Below are 21177 nucleotides of genomic sequence, written 5' to 3' on the forward strand. Positions count from 1 at the left end.
GTCGGGTCGCCCCGACCCATCGGGCCGACCACGCGAAAAGCGGTCGCCAGAGCGACCGTCCTGACGGGAAGAGTCGGGACGGCCGTAGCTGCGCGGGCCGCCCGTGCCCGCATCACCGCGGGGGGCGCCGCCTCTGGTGTCACGATCACCACTGCGCTCCCGCGACCCGTACCGATCACCCCGGTCGGGACGCTGCTGACGGTCGCCCGCACCGTCGCGTCGAGGACGATCCTGTCGGCCACGATCGTCACGACCACGGCCATCCGCGCCAGAGCGACGAGCCCCACGGTCTGCAGTGGATCCACGGTCGGGGCGAGACTCACGTCGCGGGCTGTCGGGACGTGGGGAACCCGATTCGCTGCGCGAGCTCGCAGCCCCACGTCCACCGAACGGGCTGCGTCCGCGGTCGTTGGCATTGCCACGGGGCCCGCCGATCGCAGGCGGCCGGGTGGGGCCGCTCTTGCGTGGGGGCTTCCCGTCGCCGCTCGACGACGCATCGTCGCGGTCCTGTGGACGCTTCGTGTTGTCTCCGCTGTCGTCATGCTGATTCGACATGGCTCTCCGATCCCTGCAACGGGGTGGTGCTCGAGAACATTCTCCCTGAAATGACGAAGGGCCGCCCAGCATTGGGCGGCCCTTCGTAGAAAAATGTCCCGCTGCGACCTACTCTCCCACACCCTCACGAGTGCAGTACCATCGGCGCTGAGAGGCTTAGCTTCCGGGTTCGGAATGGAGCCGGGCGTTTCCCTCTCGCTATGACAGCGGAAACTCTATTGAGATGTTGGTACCCGACCGTATCTCGGGAACCGCATAGTGGACGCATAGCACATTGATTAAAGTCAAGTTATCGGCCTATTAGTACCGGTCAGCTTCAAGAGTCTTTAGTCCTCTCTTCCACATCCGGCCTATCAACCCAGTGGTCTACTGGGGGCCTCTCGAGACGAATCTCATGGAAATCTCATCTTGAGACCGGCTTCCCGCTTAGATGCTTTCAGCGGTTATCCGTTCCGAACGTAGCCAACCAGCCGTGCTCCTGGCGGAACAACTGGCACACCAGAGGTTCGTCCAACCCGGTCCTCTCGTACTAGGGTCAGATTCTCTCAAATTTCCTGCGCGCGCAGCGGATAGGGACCGAACTGTCTCACGACGTTCTAAACCCAGCTCGCGTACCGCTTTAATGGGCGAACAGCCCAACCCTTGGGACCAACTCCAGCCCCAGGATGCGACGAGCCGACATCGAGGTGCCAAACCATGCCGTCGATATGGACTCTTGGGCAGGATCAGCCTGTTATCCCCGGGGTACCTTTTATCCGTTGAGCGCTGGCGCTTCCACATGCCACCAGCGGGTCACTAGTCCCGACTTTCGTCCCTGCTCGACCTGTCAGTCTCACAGTCAAGCTCCCTTGTACACTTGCACTCGCCACCTGATTGCCAACCAGGCTGAGGGAACCTTTGGGCGCCTCCGTTACTCTTTGGGAGGCAACCGCCCCAGTTAAACTACCCACCAGGCACTGTCCCTGATCCGGATTACGGACCGAAGTTAGATATCCAGAGTGATCAGAGTGGTATTTCAACAATGACTCCACCAATACTGGCGTATCGGCTTCAAAGTCTCCCACCTATCCTACACAAACCACACCGAATACCAATACCAAGCTATAGTAAAGGTCCCGGGGTCTTTCCGTCCTGCTGCGCGTAACGAGCATCTTTACTCGTAGTGCAATTTCGCCGAGTTCACGGTTGAGACAGCGGAGAAGTCGTTACGCCATTCGTGCAGGTCGGAACTTACCCGACAAGGAATTTCGCTACCTTAGGATGGTTATAGTTACCACCGCCGTTTACTGGGGCTTAAATTTAGAGCTTCGCCTTGCGGCTGACCCTTCCTCTTAACCTTCCAGCACCGGGCAGGCGTCAGTCCGTATACATCGTCTTGCGACTTCGCACGGACCTGTGTTTTTAGTAAACAGTCGCTTCTCCCTGGTCTCTGCGGCCTTCGAACGCTCCGGAAGCAAGTTCCTTCACGCCTCAGGCCCCCCTTCTCCCGAAGTTACGGGGGCATTTTGCCGAGTTCCTTAACCGTGATTCACTCGATCGCCTTAGTATTCTCTACCTGATCACCTGAGTCGGTTTGGGGTACGGGCGGCTAGAACCTCGCGCCGAGGTTTTTCTTGGCAGCATAGGATCACCAGATTCCCGCTAATGCGGTCACTATCAGTTCTCAGGCTATGTGAGTCGCGGATTTGCCTACGACTCGCCCTACAACCTTGGACGTGGACTACCATCGCCACGCCTGGCTACCTTCCTGCGTCACCCCTGTTAATACGCTTGCTTACTACAGACTTGGTTCGCGCGCTCCATCACGTTCCTCCGAAGAGTTCAGTGACTTTGGGCGCTTAGCATTATCTGCCTCTGCATGGGCGGTTCTTCGCCGGTACGGGAATATCAACCCGTTGTCCATCGACTACGCCTGTCGGCCTCGCCTTAGGTCCCGACTTACCCAGGGCGGATTAACCTGGCCCTGGAACCCTTGATCATTCGGCGGACGGGTTTCTCACCCGTCTTTCGCTACTCATGCCTGCATTCTCACTCGTGTGGCGTCCACCGCTGGGTCACCCCGCGACTTCACTCGCCACACGACGCTCCCCTACCCATCCACACGCTTGGATCCGAAGATCAGGCAATGTGTGAATGACACAACTTCGGCGGTGTACTTGAGCCCCGCTACATTGTCGGCGCGGAATCACTTGACCAGTGAGCTATTACGCACTCTTTCAAGGGTGGCTGCTTCTAAGCCAACCTCCTGGTTGTCTGTGCAACTCCACATCCTTTCCCACTTAGCACACGCTTAGGGGCCTTAGTTGGTGTTCTGGGCTGTTTCCCTCTCGACTATGAAGCTTATCCCCCACAGTCTCACTGCTGCGCTCTGACTTACCGGCATTCGGAGTTTGGCTGACGTCAGTAACCTGGTGAGGCCCATTAGCCATCCAGTAGCTCTACCTCCGGTAAGAAACACGCAACGCTGCACCTAAATGCATTTCGGGGAGAACCAGCTATCACGAAGTTTGATTGGCCTTTCACCCCTATCCACAGCTCATCCCCTCGGTTTTCAACCCAAGTGGGTTCGGTCCTCCACGCGGTCTTACCCGCGCTTCAACCTGGCCATGGATAGATCACTTCGCTTCGGGTCTAGAGCACGCGACTCAATCGCCCTATTCGGACTCGCTTTCGCTACGGCTGCCCCTCACGGGTTAACCTTGCCACGTACCACTAACTCGCAGGCTCATTCTTCAAAAGGCACGCCGTCACCCCTGCTAGGGAGGCTCCGACGGATTGTAAGCACACGGTTTCAGGTACTATTTCACTCCCCTCTCGGGGTACTTTTCACCTTTCCCTCACGGTACTGTTCCGCTATCGGTCAGTGGGTAGTATTTAGGCTTACAGAGTGGTCTCTGCGGATTCACACGGGATTTCTCGGGCCCCGTGCTACTTGGGATGACTCTTAGGAGTCCGCGCAATTTCGTCTACGGGGGTCACACCCTCTGTGCCGGGCCTTTCAATGCCCTTCGACTATTACGCGGATTTCTGACTCCTTGAGAGAACGGCAGTTCCCTCCAAAAGGTCCCACAACCCCGTCAACGCAACGCCTGCCGGCTATCACACGCTGACGGTTTGGCCTGTTCCGCTTTCGCTCGCCACTACTCACGGAATATCTCTTCCTGTCGGTACTGAGATGTTTCACTTCCCGACGTTCCCTCCACTCGCCCTATGTGTTCAGGCGAGGGTCACTGGACATGACTCCAGCGGGGTTTCCCCATTCGGACATCCTCGGATCGAAGCTTGTTTGCCAGCTCCCCGAGGCTTATCGCAGGCTACAACGTCCTTCTTCGGCTCCCACTGCCAAGGCATCCACCATGTGCTCTTAAAAACTTGACTACAGAAATCAAAGATGCTCGCGTCCACTATGCAGTTCTCAAGGTACGGGCGGTCTCACCTACCACTGGCGCCTGCCCCGCATAGCGAGGTGGTTCATCCAGATCCGGTGATCCGTCCAGCCGGCCTATGGCCAGCCTGAGGTGAGCTTTCGCCCGATCCCTCAGGACCCAACAGTGTGCCATGCAGCGGTGTCTACGCACACTCACGCGTTCCAACCCGAAGGTGTACTAGGTGTGTGTGGTGTCTCTCGCTGCCACGTCGATGTTCCATCCATGAGCTCTCGCCGTTCTACGTATGAGAACGAAACGAGATTTGGACGCTCCAAAGAGCGCCAAGTGCTCCTTAGAAAGGAGGTGATCCAGCCGCACCTTCCGGTACGGCTACCTTGTTACGACTTAGTCCCAATCGCCAATCCCACCTTAGACGTCTCCCTCCCAAAAGGGTTAGGCCGACGTCTTCGGGTGTTACCGACTTTCGTGACTTGACGGGCGGTGTGTACAAGGCCCGGGAACGTATTCACCGCAGCGTTGCTGATCTGCGATTACTAGCGACTCCAACTTCATGAGGTCGAGTTGCAGACCTCAATCCGAACTGAGACCGGCTTTTTGGGATTCGCTCCACCTTACGGTATCGCAGCCCATTGTACCGGCCATTGTAGCATGCGTGAAGCCCAAGACATAAGGGGCATGATGATTTGACGTCATCCCCACCTTCCTCCGAGTTGACCCCGGCAGTCTCCTATGAGTCCCCACCATTACGTGCTGGCAACATAGGACGAGGGTTGCGCTCGTTGCGGGACTTAACCCAACATCTCACGACACGAGCTGACGACAACCATGCACCACCTGTATACCCCCCCGAAGGACTCCCTATCTCTAGGGATAAAGGGTATATGTCAAGCCTTGGTAAGGTTCTTCGCGTTGCATCGAATTAATCCGCATGCTCCGCCGCTTGTGCGGGCCCCCGTCAATTCCTTTGAGTTTTAGCCTTGCGGCCGTACTCCCCAGGCGGGGCACTTAATGCGTTAGCTGCGACGCGGAACTCATGGAAAGAGCCCCACATCTAGTGCCCACCGTTTACGGCATGGACTACCAGGGTATCTAATCCTGTTCGCTCCCCATGCTTTCGCTCCTCAGCGTCAGTAGTGGCCCAGAGACCTGCCTTCGCCATTGGTGTTCCTCCTGATATCTGCGCATTCCACCGCTACACCAGGAATTCCAGTCTCCCCTACCACACTCTAGTCTGCCCGTACCCACTGCAGGCCCGAGGTTGAGCCTCGGGTTTTCACAGCAGACGCGACAAACCGCCTACGAGCTCTTTACGCCCAATAATTCCGGACAACGCTTGCGCCCTACGTATTACCGCGGCTGCTGGCACGTAGTTAGCCGGCGCTTCTTCTGCAGGTACCGTCACTTTCGCTTCTTCCCTGCTGAAAGGGGTTTACAACCCGAAGGCCTTCATCCCCCACGCGGCGTCGCTGCATCAGGCTTGCGCCCATTGTGCAATATTCCCCACTGCTGCCTCCCGTAGGAGTCTGGACCGTGTCTCAGTTCCAGTGTGGCCGGTCGCCCTCTCAGGCCGGCTACCCGTCGTCGCCTTGGTGAGCCATTACCTCACCAACTAGCTGATAGGCCGCGAGTCCATCCCAGACCGAAATTCTTTCCAGACGATGACCATGCGATCTCGTCTCGTATCCGGTATTAGCCACGGTTTCCCGAGGTTATCCCAGAGTCTGGGGCAGGTTACTCACGTGTTACTCACCCGTTCGCCACTGATCCGCGAGAGCAAGCTCTCACTTCACCGTTCGACTTGCATGTGTTAAGCACGCCGCCAGCGTTCGTCCTGAGCCAGGATCAAACTCTCCGTGAATGTTTATTAGCAATCCGGCAAGCCGGTTTACTTACATAACGAAGTGGTTCCGAAGAACCGTTTAATCTCTAGCTTCGAACAAAATGTCACTGACATTTCGTTGTCTACCAAAGGAATCCAACATCACGTTGCTAGAGCAAGGCTCTGACGCCGTGATGCCGGAGGTTTTTGGCATCGACTATGTGGCACACTGTTGAGTTCTCAAGGTTCGGACGCGCACCGCTCTCGGCCTTTTGAGCCGGTATCGGGGCAACCCTTATAAGTTACACGCATGTTTCGGCGCTGTCAAATCGCTCTGCGAGCGACTGCCATGCTTCATTCTGTTGCGGCAACTCGATTAAGTTACTTGCCTGTCATTTGTCTGTCAAATCGCTTATCAGCGTTTTGCAGTTCACATCTGTCAGGCAACTCGGTTAAGTTACTCGGCCGTATTCAGTGTGTCAAATCCAGCTCTGCGAGCGGCTGACTTCCCTGAGCCCGTCCGGGCAACCCTTCCAACTTACCCCCTCGTTCTCGCTCTGTCAACTCGCCGTGTCGGCGGGTTTTCAGTTCCGATCCCGTGGGGGGCTCTCCATCGTACATCACCTCAGTCGCTCTCGCGACCGCGGCTGTGACGTGGTGAGTGGCTGTCAAGCGGGGCCTCTCGTGGCCTTGTTCAGTCCTCCGAGAAGCGCTTCCGTCTTTGGCAGCGAGGAAGACATTACGGCTCCGTGAACATCAAGTCAAATCCGGGCGACTGCGGCGTGTCGCACGCCTGCCATGGGAATGTTGCCTGGCAGATCGCCTACGGACCTCATCCAGGACAGCTGCGCTAGGCGAGTGTCCGTACAAGTCCCACGGATTTCTTGCCTCGACGCAGTACGAACCAGCCGCCGGCGAGCGGCGATGAGTCGTCGATCATCGCCTCAATCGACTCCACCTTGACGTTGTTGACGTAGGCACCGCCATCCTGCACCGCCCGGCGCGCATCCGAGCGGGACCCCACGAGTCCCGATTCCACCAGTGCATCGACCACGGTGGCGCCCCTCTCCACGTCGACCCCTCCGAGTGCGGAAGCGCAGCCGGCGAGCGTCGCCTCATCGAGGCCTGCCAGCTCGCCCCTCCCGAAGATGGCCTGAGATGCCTCCACGACCGCATCGGTCGCATCGGCCCCATGGACGAGCGCTGTCACTTCCCATGCGAGGGTGCGCTGGGCCTCCCGGCGAAACGGCTCTTCCGCGACAGCGCGTTCGAGCCTGTCGATCTCCGTGCGGTCGAGGAAGGTGAAGATCTTGAGGAACCTCACCGCATCCGCATCGTCCGTGTTCAACCAGAACTGGTAGAAGGCGTAGGGACTCATGAGGTCGGGTGCGAGCCAGACCGCTCCGCCTTCCGACTTTCCGAACTTGGTGCCGTCTGCCTTGGTGATGAGGGGGGTAGTCATCGCATGCACCTGGGTGCCATCCGCCTTGCGCGTCAGCTCGACCCCGCTGAGAAGGTTGCCCCACTGGTCGTTGCCCCCGGTCTGCAGCGTGCAGCCGTAGCGCCGATGCAGCTGGAGGAAGTCGTGGCCCTGCAGTACTTGGTAGCTGAACTCGGTGTAGCTGATGCCCTCGTCAGAGTTCAGTCGCCTGGCCACCGTGTCCTTCGCGAGCATCGTGCCCAGCCGGAAGTGCTTGCCGACCTCGCGCAGCAGATCGATGGCGGTAAGCTCCCCCGTCCAGTCGAGGTTGTTCACCATCTGGGCACGGTTGTCACCCTCGAAGTCGAGGAACCGCGATATCTGGGACTGGAGCCGGTCCACCCACTCCGCGACCGTCTCCTTGGTGTTCAGCACCCGCTCGCCCGACATTCGCGGGTCGCCGATCATGCCCGTCGCGCCGCCGACGAGCGGCAGCACGCGGTGTCCTGCGCGCTGGAGATGCCGGAGGACCACCAACTGCACGAGGTGGCCGTGGTGCAGGCTGGGTGCGGTGGGGTCGAACCCGCAGTAGAGCGTCACGGGACCCTGGTCGAGGTGGGTGCGGAGGTCGTCGAGGCCGGTCGTCTGTGCGATCAGCCCGCGCCACGCGAGTTCGTCGAGAATGTGCTCAGTCATGATGGGGCCATTGTGCCAGCCCGGGAGTGCGGTCCTGAGGCGCCGTTGACCCAGGACACGAAAGTGCCGCTGGGCACGCGGAGCGGAAGCACGAATCGGCGCTGAGGGGTGGACGTCTTGCGAGGGGTCCTACCGACTCGAGTGTCGCATGCCCAGCGACACCATCGACGCTAATCCCGTCAGTCTGAGAGGGCTCTCAGAGTGCGGGCCGCGGCACCGGCGCGCGGACTCCGGTCAGTCCGGAAGGGAGCAGTTCCCGTCGACCCAGACATGGGCGGCCGCCCGAGTGCCCTCGCGCTCGAACTCTTCTCGTTCGCTGACCTGCCAGCGCTCCCAGTCGTCGCGGGTGTCCTCTCCGTCGCGTGCGATTCCGCGTCGCAGCCTCTCGCATGGGTCGGCCTCCACCCACACCACGAGGCTCGCGAGAGAGCGTGCCCGGCGCATCGCCACCCCCACACCCTCAATGATGAGGACGTCTCGCGCCGTCACCACGACCTCGTGCCCGCGCTGATGGCGATGCCAGTCCCACACCCGGAACCGTCCGGCCTCACCCCGCGCCATGGGGGCCAGCACCTGGTCAATCACGATGTCGCCGAGCGTGGGGAGTCCGGCCCATCCCTCGTACATGTCGTCCGCATGGAGGACCTGCACCGACGTGCCGGCTGCGCCAGGCGCGTCACTGTCGGCTGCGCGCGCACCCCCGGCCGGTCTGCCCCGCAGCGCCTCCGCCAGCCTGCCGGCGAGCGTGGTCTTGCCCGAGCCGCCGGGCCCGTCGACGAGCACCAGTCGGGTGGTTCCGAGGGTGGGCGGCTGGGCGCGCACCAGCGTGGCGATGCCGCCGATGCTCGCCGCGTCCGTCAGCATTCGTCCCGCTCTCGTCTCGTGCAGGGTCACCGAGCCAGGCTACGGTAGCGGTATGCATCCGAACGTGCAGAAGGTCAAGGCGTTCCTCGACGACGCGGGGCTCCACGGGCGCGTGCGTGAGCTCACCGAGGGCACCCATACCGCCGCGCAGGCAGCCGCGCTGCTGGGCTGCGAGGTGGGCGCGATCGCGAACTCTCTCATCTTCATGACGGAGAAGGGGCCCATCCTCGTGCTGACGTCGGGAGCGCATCGCGTCGACACGGACGTGGTCGCCGCCGCGATCGGCGCGGAGGCCGTGGGGCGTGCCACTCCGGATCAGGTGCGGGCCGCGACGGGCCAGCCCATCGGCGGCGTCGCCCCGATCGGCCATCCGGCACCGCTGCCCACGTATCTCGACGTCGAGCTCGCTGAGCACGGTGAGCTGTGGGCGGCCGCGGGAGTGCCGGCGAGTGTGTTCGAGATCTCCTACGCGGACCTCAAGGCGCTGACCGACGCCATCGAGATCGCGGTCGAGTAGCGACACCCACGCCACCGCAGGATGAGGGCGTCGCCGCACAGCCGGGACGCTAGGTCAGCGACACCTCTCGCACCTCGGTGCTGAACTCCGCCAGCGCATCGGCCTCAGGCTGCTCGCACAGCCCAGGGAACGTGGGCACCGCGATGTGTCCGTCCTCGATGACGTACGGCGTCGTGAGGTCACGGGCGTAGAAGCGCGATGATGCCGAGATGTCACCCGGGAGCGTGAAGCCGGGAAGTCCGGCAAGGGCCGCGTTGGCACCGCGCGCCAGGCCGGTCTCCAGCATGCCCCCGCACCACACCGCGACGCCCGATGCGCGCGCGACGTCGTGGATGCGCCGCGCCTCGAGGTAGCCGCCCACGCGAGACGGCTTGATGTTGATGACGGCGGCGGCCCCTAGGTGGATCGCGTCGGCCGCCGATGCTGCGGACACGACCGACTCGTCGAGGCACATCGGCGTGGCCATGGCGCGGGCGAGCTCGGCGTGCTGACGGAGGTCGTCCTCCGCAAGGGGCTGCTCGATGAGCAGCAGGTCGAACTCGTCGAGGCGTCGCAGGTGGGCGGCGTCCACCAGCGTGTACGCGGCGTTGGCATCGACCTGCAGCGCCACGTCCGGGTGCGCCTCGCGCACCGCTCGCACGGGTTCGACGTCCCACCCTGGCTGGATCTTGAGCTTGATGCGCTGGTAGCCCTCGTCCAGGTACCCCGCCACAGCATCGAGAAGCGCAGGGATCGAGTCTTGGATCCCCACCGAGACGCCGGACGGGACCCTGGCACGGGTCACGCCCAGGTACGTCGCGAAGCTGGCGCCGGCCGCCTTCAGCTGCGCGTCGAGGATCGCGGCCTCGATCGCCGCCTTGGCCATCCGGTGCCCGACCACGGGCTCGACCAGCTCGCCGACGGTCTCCGCCGTCAGGACGGCATCCGCAGAGGCCGTCGCGAGGCGCGGAAGGAGGAACCTCTCCATGACGTCCGCGGCCCCCGCCGCGTACTCATCCGAGTACACCGGCTCGGCGAGAGCACCGCACTCACCCCACCCGGTGACCTCGCGTCCCTCCACCCGGGCGGACACCTCGACGGTGAGCACAGTGCGTGCAGTCTGAGTCGAGAACGACGTCGTGAAGGGCGTGACGAGCGGGATGCGCAGGGTGCGCAGGGTCACGTGATCGATCTGCATCAGCGGGTCTCCAAGAGGTAGCGGTGGTCGTGGAAGCCGGCGACGCGACGGCCGCTCTGAATCATGGGGGCGAGCGCGCCGCGGACGGAGCCGCGCCACTGGGCGGCGGCCTGAGGATCGGTGCGGCGCAGCGCCTCCACATCGGGCGGAACGGCCACCGAGAGCAAGCGCGCGGTGGGATCGGGCACGTGAGGATGAGGACGGCCATCGTCGGTGGTCGTCAGCAGCGCCGATGCCTCGAGGTCGCGGTCGGTGGAGTGCTCCGCTGATTCGGGGGACGAGGGGCCGGGCAGGTCCCGGTCGAGCGGCCAGCTCGCGAGCAGCCGGTCGCTCCCCTGCCCCGCGTTGACGCCGTCGCTCATCTCGCCGTAGAAGTCCACCAGGTACTCCTCGATCTCGACGCCCAGGCGGTTGAGGTTGAACGCCGCGTTGCGCGACACCAAGGGGTCGAACGTCCACGTGACCCGGGTCAGGCCGCGTTCCAGGCACCACGCGCGCTGATGCAGCTTGAGCGCCATCCCGACGCCACGACGGCCGGTGCCCGGCTCGACCCCGGTGACGTGAGAGTGGAGTGCGACGCCCAACGGGATCGAGAAGTAACCCACGCATACCCCACGGAGCCGGTCACCCTCGAACGCCCCGACGACGTAGGCGCCGGCATGCGAGAGCGCCACCATCAGCGGCGGCTCGACGGCGGCGGTGCCCCAGATCGACTCCAGCAGACGTGCAGCCTCCCCCACTTCCGCGGTCGCGAGTGGACGGACCGTGACGCCGGCGCGTTCGGTCGCCGCGCGGGCATCCTCAGCGGCACGAGGCAACCAGTCGCGCGTCGCAGCAGACTGCCCCGGGACGGCCGATGCGCTGGCGGGGTCCGGGGTCACGGCGTGCCTGCGTCGGGGCGTGGACTGGCGAGGACGTCGTGCACGAGCAGCGCCAGCAGAGCGGTCCGGTGCGGCACGTGCGCGACCTCGACGTGTTCGTCGACCGCGTGGGCGCCGCCACCGACGCCGCCGAGACCGTCAAGGGTGGGGACGCCGAGTCCCGCGGTGAGGTTGCCGTCGGAGGCACCGCCGACCGAGCACTGCCGCAGGTCGTCGATACCCGCTGCCGTCGCGAGCGCCTGTGCTCGGGAGAACAGGCCTTCGGCGAGCGCCAGCTCGAGCGGCGGCCGATTGATCCCGCCATCCACGGTCAGCCGGGCGCCATCGAGGACCGGCGCGAGCGCGTGGATCTCCGCGTCGACGCGGTGCTGCTCCGCAGCGGTCGCGGCGCGCACGTCGACGTCGACGCGTGCCTGAGCCGGCACGGTGTTGACGGTGGTCCCGATGCTTCCGCGGGTCGGGGTGACGGTGGTGGAGCCGGCGGCGATGGCGGCGATCGCGGGGAGCTGGTGGGCGAGCTCGAGGCCCGCGTTGACGCCGCGTTCGGGGTCGAGGCCCGCGTGCGCGGCGCGGCCGTGGGCCGTCACCGTGTACAGCGAGACGCCCTTGCGCTCGGTCTTCAGCGCGCCGCCTGGGCCGGACGCCTCCAGCACGAGGACCGCATCGGCCCCGCGAGCCTCGTCCTCCAGGAGCGCGCGCGACGTGGTCGAGCCGACCTCTTCGTCTCCGGTGACCAGAATGGTCACCCCAGCGAGCGCATCGGCCCCGTGGACGGTGGCGAGCGACGCGACCGCATGTGCGGCCTGGACGAGGCCGATCGCCATGTCGTAGCAGCCGGGACCAGTGAGGATGCCGTCGGTGATCCGCGCGGGGTGAGTCGCGAGGGTGCCGTGCGGCCAGACCGTGTCGTGGTGGCCCAGGAGCAACACGCGGGTCGCTTCGCCCAGCCGCCACCGCAGGTGGGTGACGCCGTCGATGACGATCCGCTCGGGATCGGCGGGCAATCCCGCCGCTGCGAGACGGGCGCCCAGGACCTCCGCGACCACGTCCGCGCTGCGGGCGATGGCGGCGTGGTCGTGGGACGGCGACTCGCACTCGATCAGGCGCACCGCGTCAGCGAGCATCGCGGGCAGGCGTGCGTGGGCGTCGGTCAGCAGGTCGGTCATCGTGCCCATCCTGCCAGAACGACACTCAGCGTCCTCCAGGATCCCGCGACCGTGAGATACCGGCACTGAGCGCGCGCCAGCGCGCTCAGGCGGGGAACTGGGGCTAGTGAGCGGCGGCGGCCCAGGGGCGGAAGTGCTTGACGCGTGCCCGCGCCGCCTTCCCCTGCTCCAGCACTCGTGCCGGGGCGGTGCCGCCCGCGCCGTCGCGCGCCGCGAGAGAGCCCTCGACCGTCAGCACCTCGAGCACGCGCTCGTTGAGCCTCGGGTGGATGGCCGTCAACTCGTCAGGGGTGAGTTCGTGCAGCTCCTTGCCGCGCTTCTCGCACAGTCGCACGCACGCACCCGCGACCTCGTGAGCCTCGCGGAACGGCACGCCCTCCTTGACCATCCATTCGGCGATGTCGGTGGCGAGCGAGAACCCGGCAGGGGCGAGCTCGGCCAGGCGGTCCTCGTGGAACACCAGGGTGCGGACCATCCCGGAGAAGGCCGGCAGCAGGGTCTCGAGCGTCTCGACCGCGTCGAACGCAGGCTCGTGCGTCTCCTGGATGTCGCGGTTGTACGCCAGCGGCAGCCCCTTGAGGGTCGCGAGCAGGCCCGTCAAGTCACCGATCAGCCGGCCGGCCTTGCCGCGCGCGAGCTCGGCGATGTCCGGGTTCTTCTTCTGCGGCATGATGCTCGAGCCCGTCGAATACGCATCGTCGAGGCCCGCGAAGCCGAACTCGACGGTGGCCCAGGCGATGACCTCCTCGGACAGCCGAGACAGGTCGATGCCGATCATGGTGGCCACCCATGAGAACTCCGCGACGACGTCCCGCGAGGCGGTCGCGTCGATGGAGTTCTCGCATGCGCCCACGAAGCCCAGCTCGTTGGCGACGTGCTGCGGGTCGAGGCCGAGGGTCGAGCCGGCGAGCGCGCCCGCGCCGTACGGGGAGTAGGCCGCGCGAGCGTCCCAGTCCGTGAGCCGCTCGACATCGCGCAGCAGCGGCCACGCGTGAGCCAGCAGGTGGTGGCCCAACGTCACGGGCTGCGCGTGCTGGAAGTGCGTGCGGCCCGGCATGGGCGCGTCGAGGTGACGGTCCGCCTGCTCCAGGAGCGCCTCGACCACGTCGAGCACACCGGAGGCCACCACGCGAGCATGGCGGCGCAGGTACATGCGCGACAAGGTCGCGATCTGGTCGTTGCGCGACCGGCCCGCGCGGAGCTTGCCGCCCAGGTCGGCGCCGATGCGCTCGATGAGGATGCGCTCGAGCGCGCCGTGCACGTCCTCGTCGGACTCCGCGGCGGAGACCCCGCCGGCGGCGACGTCCTGGCGCAGCGCATCCAGGCCAGCGACCATCCGGTCCGTCTCGTCATCCGTCAGCAGCCCGGCCCGCTGCAGGGCGTGGGCGTGCGCGATCGAGCCGCGCAGGTCGTCGTCCGCGTAGCGCCAGTCGAAGTGCGTGGACTTCGACAGCTTGGCGAGAGCATCGGCGGGGCCATCGGCGAACCGGCCGCCCCACAGGGCGCCCTCGTTCGTCCCCTGCTCGCCGCTTCTTGGAGCGGGACCGGACTGCTGATCGGACATGACTATCCCTTCAGGCGGGCCTCGCGCGCAGCGGCCTGCTTGGCGGCGAGACCATAGATCTCGATGAACCCGCGTGCGGCCGACTGGTCGAACGCGTCGCCCTCATCGTAGGTGGCCATGTTGAAGTCATACAGACCGGTGTCCGATCGGCGCCCAGTGACGGTCGCGCGCCCGCCGTGCAGCACCATCCGCACGTCGCCGTTCACGTGCTCCTGGGTGTCCTCGATGAACACGTCGAGCGAACGCTTGAGCGGCGACGACCACATGCCGTCGTAGACCAGCTCGCCCCACTTCTGCTCCACGCCGCGCTTGAAGCGTGCCTGCTCCCGCTCGAGCGTCACGTTCTCGAGCTCGCGGTGCGCCTCGATGAGCGCGATCGCGCCGGGTGCCTCGTACACCTCGCGGGACTTGATGCCCACCAGGCGGTCCTCGACGATGTCGATCCGGCCGATGCCGTGCGCTCCGGCGCGGCGGTTGAGCTGCTCGATCGCCTGCAGCGGCGTCACGGCCTGGCCATCGATCGCCACGGGGATGCCGCGCTCGAAGCTGATGACCAGTTCGTCGGGCACCGGCGGGAAGGCCGGGTCGTCGGTGTAGTTGTAGACGTCCTTCGTGGGGGCGTTCCAGATGTCCTCCAGGAAGCCGGTCTCGATGGCACGGCCCCACACGTTCTGGTCGATCGAGAACGGGTTGGACTTGGTGGTCTCGATGGGCAGCTGGTGACGACCGGCGTACTCGATGGCCTTGTCACGGGTCAGCGCGAGGTCACGCACGGGAGCGATGCACTTCAGATCAGGGGCGATCGAGGTGATGCCCACCTCGAAGCGCACCTGGTCGTTGCCCTTGCCCGTGCAGCCGTGCGCCACGGTGGATGCGCCGAACTCCTGCGCGGCAGCCACGAGGTGCTTCACGATGACGGGGCGCGAGAGGCCCGACACCAGGGGGTACTTGTCCTGGTACAGACCGTTCGCCTGGAGCGCCGGCATGCAGTACTCCTCGGCGAACTCGTCGCGAGCGTCGGCCACGTAGGCCTCGACCGCGCCGCAGTCGAGTGCACGCTGACGGATGACCTCCAGGTCTTCGCCTCCCTGGCCGACGTCCACCGCGACGGCGATGACCTCGGCCCCCGTCGCATCGGCGATCCATCCGATCGCCACCGACGTGTCCAGCCCGCCTGAATAGGCAAGCACCACTCTGTCGCTCATATTCGCTCGTTTCCTTCACTTCTCGATTGCATGTGTCAGATCCTGCTGGGTGCGCGGCCCCGGGGCGCGCAGGTCGTATCGACGATGCCGCCTAGTGGACGGCGCCTGCCGCTCGGTCGAGGAATCGTCGGGCCAGTCGCAGCCCGCCGTCCGGCTCTCGCGAGATCACCATGAGGGTGTCGTCCCCCGCCACCGTGCCGACGATCTCGGGGTCGTCGTGGCCGTCGATGGCGCTTGCGAGGTACTGCGCGGCGCCGGACGGGGTACGGATGACTGCCAGGTTCGCCGACCCATCCGCGCTGAACAGCAGTTCGCCGCACAGGCGGGTGAGCCGCTGGTTCGTGTCCTCGCCTGCGGACATGGTCTCGGCGGTGGCATACACGTGCTGCCCGTCGACGCCGCGCACCTTCACGGCGCCCACGTCCACGAGGTCGCGCGACAGCGTCGCCTGCGTCACCGTGATCCCTTGGACCTCGAGACGCACGGCCAGCTCGCCCTGCGAGTGGATGGGCTCGGCCTCGATCAGGCGCCTGATGAGCGCCTGACGCGCGGCCTTGGTCGCCGGGATGGTGTAGGGAGTCACCGGTCTGCCAACCAGCTCAGCAATGCCTTCTGGGCGTGCAGCCGGTACTCGGCTTCGAGCCACACGAGCGACTGATCTCCATCGATGACCGATGCAGTGATCTCGTGCCCGCGATACGCCGGCAGGCAGTGCAGCACGTGCGCGCCGGGGGCCGCGAGCTCGAGGGTCCGATCGTTCACCTGGTAGGGCAGGAACACCTCCATGCGCTCGGCCTTCTGCGCCTCGTCGCCCATCGACACCCACGTGTCGGTCGCGACCACGTCGGCGCCGGTCACGGCGGTGTCGCAGTCGGAGGTCACGGTCACCGAACCGCCGGTGGACGCGGCGATCTCCTCGGCACGCGCCACCACCTCGCGGTCGGGAAGGTAGGTGTCGGGGGTGCCGATGCGGACGTGCATGCCGGCCGTCGTGCCGCCAAGGAGGTACGAGTGGGCCATGTTGTTTGCGCCGTCACCGACATACGCGAGGTCGAGGCCAGCGAGCGCGCCGACTCCCCCTCGTTCGTCCGCGATGGCTGCGAGGTCGGCGAGGATCTGGCATGGGTGGAACTGGTCCGTGAGCGCGTTCACCACGGGCACGGAGGAGTGCGCCGCCATCTCGTCGATGCGGTCCTGCCCGTACGTGCGCCACACGATCGCGCTGACCTGGCGCTCGAGGACACGAGCGGTGTCCGCCACGGACTCGCCGCGTCCCATGTGCGAGTTCTGAGCATCGATGACGAGGGGGTAGCCACCCAGCTCCGCCACTCCCGTGGAGAAGGAGACTCTCGTGCGAGTCGAGTGCTTGTCGAACAGGATGGCGACGGCCTTGGGCCCCACGAACGGCTGCACCTTGTAGCGGTCGCGGCGCAGTTCGAGGGCGAGCTCGAGCACCTCGCGCTGCTCGGAGGGCGTGAGATCGTCGTCGCGCAGGAAGTGGCGTGCCATCAGCGGGCCCCTTCCGGGACGAACGGGTGACGCGCGGCGTAGCTCGCGAACCACTCGAGGAACGTGTCTGCCTCGGCGGTGGTGAGGTTCAGCGCCGGCACCAGCCGCACCGTGTCCGGTGACGGCGGGTTCACGATGAACCCCGCGGACAGCGCCGCCTGGGCGACATCCGGTGCGACCGGCGCCGCGAGACCGATGCCGAGCAGGAGCCCCTCGCCGCGCACCTCGACGACGCCGGGAACCGACTCGAGGCGCTCCCTCAGGTACTGCCCCACGGCCTTGGCGTTGGCGAGCAGGTTCTCGTCCTCGATGGCCTGCAGGGTGGCGAGAGCGGTGGCCGCGCCCATCGGGTTGCCCCCGAACGTGGTGCCGTGCTCGCCCTTGCCCAGCAGCGTGCCGGCACGCTCACCGAAAGCCACGACGGCTCCGATGGGGAAGCCGCCGCCGAGTCCCTTCGCCAGCGTCATGACGTCGGGCTGGATCCCGTGCAACTGGTGGGCGAACCAGGCGCCGGTGCGTGCGATGCCGCATTGGACCTCGTCGAGGATCATGAGCGCGCCCGTGCGGTGCGTGAGACTGCGGATGAGCGCCAGGTACTCGTGGTCGAGCGGACGGATGCCCGCCTCACCCAGAATGGGCTCCGCGATGATGGCGGCGAGATCGTCCCCCGCGGCGGTGACGGCGGCGCGCAGCGCCTCCGCGTCGTTCACCGGGACGAACACCACGCCAGCGGGCATGGGAGCGAACTGCTCCCTGATCGCGGGCTTGTGGGTCATCGCGAGCGCGCCCATGGTGCGGCCGTGGAACCCGCCCTCCAGGGCGATCACGGTGCCACGGCCGGTCTTGCGGGACATCTTGAAGGCGGCCTCGTTGGCCTCCGCACCGGAGTTCGAGAAGAACACCCGTGAGCCGGACGGCGCGTGTGCCACGTCGAGAAGGCGTTCGGCGAGGGCGATCTGCGGCTCGGTCGCGAAGAAGTTCGACACGTGAGCGAGAGTGCTGGCCTGCGCCGTGAGCGCGTTCACCCACGCGGGGTGGCCGTGACCCAGGGCGTTGACGGCGATGCCGCCCAACAGGTCCAGGTACTTGTTGCCGTCCGCGTCCCAGACGAAACTGCCCTCGCCGCGCACGAGCGCGCGCATCGGCGTTCCGTAGGTGCCCATCAGCGCGTGCTCGTAGCGCTGGGTCTCGACCCGACCCTTCTCGAGTCCGGCCTCGCCGTGGCTGCTCAGCTGTCCCATGTCGCGTTCGCTCATGTCACGCCCACAGATCCACGTCGTCGGGACGCACCATGGTGCCGATTCCGCGCGAGGTGAAGATCTCGGTGAGAATCGAGTGAGGCTCGCGCCCATCGATGATGTGCGCCTGGGGCACGCCGCCGCGCACCGCGCGCAGGCACGCCTCCATCTTGGGCACCATCCCGGACGCGAGGCTCGGCAGCAGCTTCTCGACGTCGGTGGCGTGGATCCGTCGCACCAGGGAACTCTGATCGGGCCAGTTCGCGTACAGGCCCTCCACGTCGGTGAGCATGATCAGCTTGCGCGCGCGCAGTGCCACGGCGATGGCCGCCGCCGCGGTGTCGGCGTTCACGTTCAGGACGGTGGTCGGGTCGTCGATGTCGGGTGCCACGGTGCTGACCACAGGGATCCGTCCCGCGTGGATGATGTCCTCCACCGCGGCCGGGTTGACCTTGACGACGTCGCCCACCTGGCCCACGTCGACTTGTCTGCCGTCGATGTCGGCGTGGCGACGCTTGGCCTGCAGCAGTCCGGCGTCCTCGCCGGACAGGCCGACGGCCAACGGGCCGTGGTCGTTGATGAGGCCCACGAGCTCACGCGACACCGAGCCAGTGAGCACCATACGCACCACATCCATCGCCTCGGGAGTGGTGACGCGCAGCCCGCCCTTGAACTCCGACTCGATGCCGAGTTTGTTCAGCATCTCGGAGATCTGGGGCCCGCCGCCGTGGACGACGACGGGGTACAGCCCGAGCAGTCGCAGGTGCACCACGTCCTGGGCGAAGGCCCTCTTGAGGTTCTCGTCGATCATGGCGTTGCCGCCGTACTTGATGACCACGGTCGCGCCCTTGAAGGACTCGATCCACGGCATGCCGTCGATGAGGACGCCCACCTTCTGCTGGGGCGTGAGGTCGGGGTAATCGATGTCGTGGCTCATGAGGAGTATGCGCTGTTCTCGTGGACGTAGTCGTGAGTGAGGTCGTTGGTCCAGACGGTCGCCGATGCGTCGCCTGCGTGCAGGTCGACGTCAACGGTGACTTCGCGGCCAGTCAGATCGACGAGGTCGCGATCGTCGCCGACACCCGCCGCCCGGCACACCTGGACGCCGTTGATCGAGACGTCGATGAGTGTGGGATCGAAGGGGGCGACGTCCTCGGGCACCGTGCCTGCGGCAGAGATGACGCGGCCCCAGTTGGGGTCGTTGCCGAAGATCGCGGCCTTGAACAGGTTCGACCGCGTGATGGCGCGCGCGACCTCTTCTGCGGCGTGCTCGGTGGTGGCACGCGTGACGGTGACCGCGATGTCGTGGCTCGCGCCCTCGGCATCGGCGATCAGCTGGCGGGACAGATCGGCCAGCACCTCGGTGAGGGCCGCCTCGAACTGGCTCGGGTCCGGGCTCTGATCCGAGGCGCCGCTCGCCATCAGCAGCACGGTGTCGTTGGTGGACATGCAGCCGTCCGAGTCGACCCGGTTGAGCGTGCGGGCCACGGCCGAGGCGAGCGCGGCCTTCGCTGTCGCAGCATCGATCGCGGCGTCCGTCGTGACGACGCACAGCATCGTCGCCATGCCGGGCGCCAGCATCCCGGCGCCCTTGGCCATGCCACCGACCGTCCATGCGTCGCGGGTCGCGACAGCGGTCTTGGGGCGGGAGTCCGTGGTCATGATGCCTTCGGCCGCGTCGGCGCCACCGTCAGCCGCGAGGCCGGCGATCGCCGCATCGGCACCCGCGAGGAGGGTGTCCATCGGAAGGCGCAGCCCGATCAGGCCGGTCGAGCAGACGGCGACGTCTCCGGGGCCGACGTCGCGGCCCGTGGCACGGAGCGCCTGGGCGACGTGCTCTGCCGTGCGGTGGGTGTCGGCGAACCCTTCGGGCCCGGTGCACGCGTTCGCGCCGCCGGAGTTGAGGATCACGGCATCGGCGCGGCCATCGGAGATGACCTCCCGCGACCACGTCACGGGAGCGGCCTCGATGCGGTTCGTCGTGAAGACGCCCGCGGCGACCTTGGACGGCCCCTCGTTGACGACGACGGACACGTCCTTGGCACCCGTCGACTTGATTCCGGCCACGACGCCCGATGCGACGAAGCCCTGTGCAGCGGTGACGCTCACGGTGCCACTCCCCTCAGCTGAAGTCCTGTGGTCTCTGGCCGGCCCAGCGCGACGTTCATCGACTGCAGCGCCGCGCCGGCCGTGCCCTTCACGAGGTTGTCGATCGCGCTGATCACCACCACGCGTCCGGCCTTCTCGTCGACCGTGACCTGCACCAGGCACGTGTTCGCGCCGAGCGTCGCGGCGGTCGTGGGCCACTGGCCCTCGGGAAGCAGGTGCACGAACGGCTCGTCCGCATACGCGGTCTCCCACGCAGCGCGCACCTCATCGGCAGTGACGCCCTGCGCGAGCGGCGCGGTGACCGTCGCCAGGATGCCGCGCGCCATCGGGACCAGCGTGGGGGTGAAGCTGATGCGGACGTCCTCACCGCCTGCGGAGCCGAGGTTCTGGACGATCTCCGGGATGTGGCGGTGCACTCCCCCCACGCCGTACGCGGAGGCGGCTCCCAGCCCCTCCGAAGCGAGCAGGTTCGTGGCGAGCTTCTTGCCCGCGCCCGAGTAGCCGTTGGCCAGCACCGCGACGATGTCCGTCGGATCCACGACGCCTGCGGAGACTCCGGGCTGGAGCGCGAGCGTCACCGCGGTCACGTTGCAGCCGGGAACGGCGATGCGTTTCGCACCCGCGAGGGAATCGCGCTGGTGGCCGCTCGCCGTGATGAGCTCGGGCATGCCATAGGGCCAGGTGCCGGAGTGCTCGCCGCCGTAGTACTCGGCCCACGCCTCAGCGCTGGCCAGGCGGTGGTCCGCTCCGCAGTCGATCACGAGCGTCTCAGCGGGCAGTTGAGCCGCGATCTCTCCGGACGCTCCGTGCGGCAGCGCGAGCACGACCACGTCGTGTCCCGCGAGGGTCTCAGGAGTGGTCTCGACGATGGTGCGATCCGCGAGCGTGCGCAGGTGCGGCTGATGCACTCCCAACAGATCGCCCGCCGAGGAGTGGGCTGTGAGGGAGCCGAACTCGACATCGGGATGCTCGCTGAATACGCGCAGCACCTCACCGCCCACATACCCGGACGCGCCGGAGACTGCCACTGAAATTGCCATGCGCATAACTATACATGACTCTGAATAG

At 65.9% G+C, this 21177-nt stretch carries 14 protein-coding genes and 3 rRNA genes; 1 reads left to right on the forward strand and 16 read right to left on the reverse strand.

Annotated features, from left to right (window positions below):
- Positions 1-650 precede the first annotated feature (650 nt).
- The 5 genes from rrf to AOP72_RS07180 form a co-directional block, all read right to left on the reverse strand.
- Positions 651-767: ribosomal RNA gene (gene rrf / locus AOP72_RS07160) — 5S ribosomal RNA — on the reverse strand.
- Between the two features lie 68 nt (positions 768-835).
- Positions 836-3933 (reverse strand): 23S ribosomal RNA (locus tag AOP72_RS07165).
- Positions 3934-4279: 346 nt separating this feature from the next.
- Positions 4280-5802 (reverse strand): 16S ribosomal RNA (locus tag AOP72_RS07170).
- Together the 16S, 23S and 5S rRNA genes form the textbook arrangement of a ribosomal RNA operon.
- A gap of 811 nt (positions 5803-6613) precedes the next feature.
- Entirely contained in the window at positions 6614-7879 is a 1266-nt protein-coding gene (gene tyrS, locus AOP72_RS07175) for a tyrosine--tRNA ligase (RefSeq protein ID WP_062134313.1), read from the reverse strand.
- A gap of 234 nt (positions 7880-8113) precedes the next feature.
- Positions 8114-8773 carry a uridine kinase family protein gene (locus tag AOP72_RS07180; protein ID WP_202965643.1) on the reverse strand — a complete coding sequence of 220 codons (660 nt, stop codon included), beginning with the start codon at positions 8771-8773 and terminating at the stop codon, positions 8114-8116.
- 22 nt (positions 8774-8795) lie between these two features.
- Here AOP72_RS07180 and AOP72_RS07185 point away from each other — a divergent pair, with 22 nt between their 5' ends.
- Complete coding sequence (locus AOP72_RS07185) at positions 8796-9260, forward strand: YbaK/EbsC family protein (protein WP_062134336.1); 465 nt, start codon at positions 8796-8798, stop codon at positions 9258-9260.
- A gap of 49 nt (positions 9261-9309) precedes the next feature.
- Here AOP72_RS07185 and menC read toward each other — a convergent pair whose 3' ends face one another.
- The 11 genes from menC to argC form a co-directional block, all read right to left on the reverse strand.
- A complete protein-coding gene (gene menC / locus AOP72_RS07190) occupies positions 9310-10437 on the reverse strand; it encodes an o-succinylbenzoate synthase (protein ID WP_062134339.1) in 1128 nt (375 codons plus the stop codon).
- Complete coding sequence (locus AOP72_RS07195; protein ID WP_062134342.1) at positions 10437-11318, reverse strand: hypothetical protein; 882 nt, start codon at positions 11316-11318, stop codon at positions 10437-10439. The genes menC and AOP72_RS07195 overlap by 1 nt, the downstream gene beginning before the upstream one ends.
- Positions 11315-12484: a M20/M25/M40 family metallo-hydrolase gene (locus tag AOP72_RS07200; protein WP_084631895.1), complete on the reverse strand. Its 1170-nt coding sequence runs from the start codon at positions 12482-12484 to the stop codon at positions 11315-11317. Before AOP72_RS07200 ends, AOP72_RS07195 begins: the two co-directional genes overlap by 4 nt.
- A gap of 103 nt (positions 12485-12587) precedes the next feature.
- The gene (gene argH, locus AOP72_RS07205) at positions 12588-14048 is read right to left on the reverse strand and encodes an argininosuccinate lyase (protein WP_062134345.1); all 1461 of its coding nucleotides are present in this window, start codon (positions 14046-14048) and stop codon (positions 12588-12590) included.
- Between the two features lie 2 nt (positions 14049-14050).
- Positions 14051-15253, reverse strand: coding sequence for an argininosuccinate synthase (locus AOP72_RS07210; RefSeq protein WP_062134349.1), 1203 nt, complete (start codon positions 15251-15253; stop codon positions 14051-14053).
- A 91-nt stretch (positions 15254-15344) separates the two neighbouring features.
- A complete protein-coding gene (argR, locus tag AOP72_RS07215) occupies positions 15345-15836 on the reverse strand; it encodes an arginine repressor (RefSeq protein WP_062134352.1) in 492 nt (163 codons plus the stop codon).
- Entirely contained in the window at positions 15833-16762 is a 930-nt protein-coding gene (argF, locus tag AOP72_RS07220) for an ornithine carbamoyltransferase (RefSeq protein WP_062134354.1), read from the reverse strand. The genes argR and argF overlap by 4 nt, the downstream gene beginning before the upstream one ends.
- Positions 16762-18003, reverse strand: a complete 1242-nt coding sequence (locus AOP72_RS07225) for an acetylornithine transaminase (protein ID WP_193746423.1) — start codon at positions 18001-18003, stop codon at positions 16762-16764. Before AOP72_RS07225 ends, argF begins: the two co-directional genes overlap by 1 nt.
- 16 nt (positions 18004-18019) lie before the next feature.
- Complete coding sequence (argB, locus tag AOP72_RS07230) at positions 18020-18937, reverse strand: acetylglutamate kinase (RefSeq protein ID WP_062134359.1); 918 nt, start codon at positions 18935-18937, stop codon at positions 18020-18022.
- Entirely contained in the window at positions 18934-20109 is a 1176-nt protein-coding gene (argJ, locus tag AOP72_RS07235; protein ID WP_062134362.1) for a bifunctional glutamate N-acetyltransferase/amino-acid acetyltransferase ArgJ, read from the reverse strand. Before argJ ends, argB begins: the two co-directional genes overlap by 4 nt.
- A complete protein-coding gene (argC, locus tag AOP72_RS07240) occupies positions 20106-21149 on the reverse strand; it encodes an N-acetyl-gamma-glutamyl-phosphate reductase (protein WP_202965644.1) in 1044 nt (347 codons plus the stop codon). The genes argJ and argC overlap by 4 nt, the downstream gene beginning before the upstream one ends.
- Positions 21150-21177: the final 28 nt, after the last annotated feature.

It is taken from the genome of Demequina aestuarii (assembly GCF_000975095.1).
Classification (GTDB): domain Bacteria; phylum Actinomycetota; class Actinomycetes; order Actinomycetales; family Demequinaceae; genus Demequina; species Demequina aestuarii.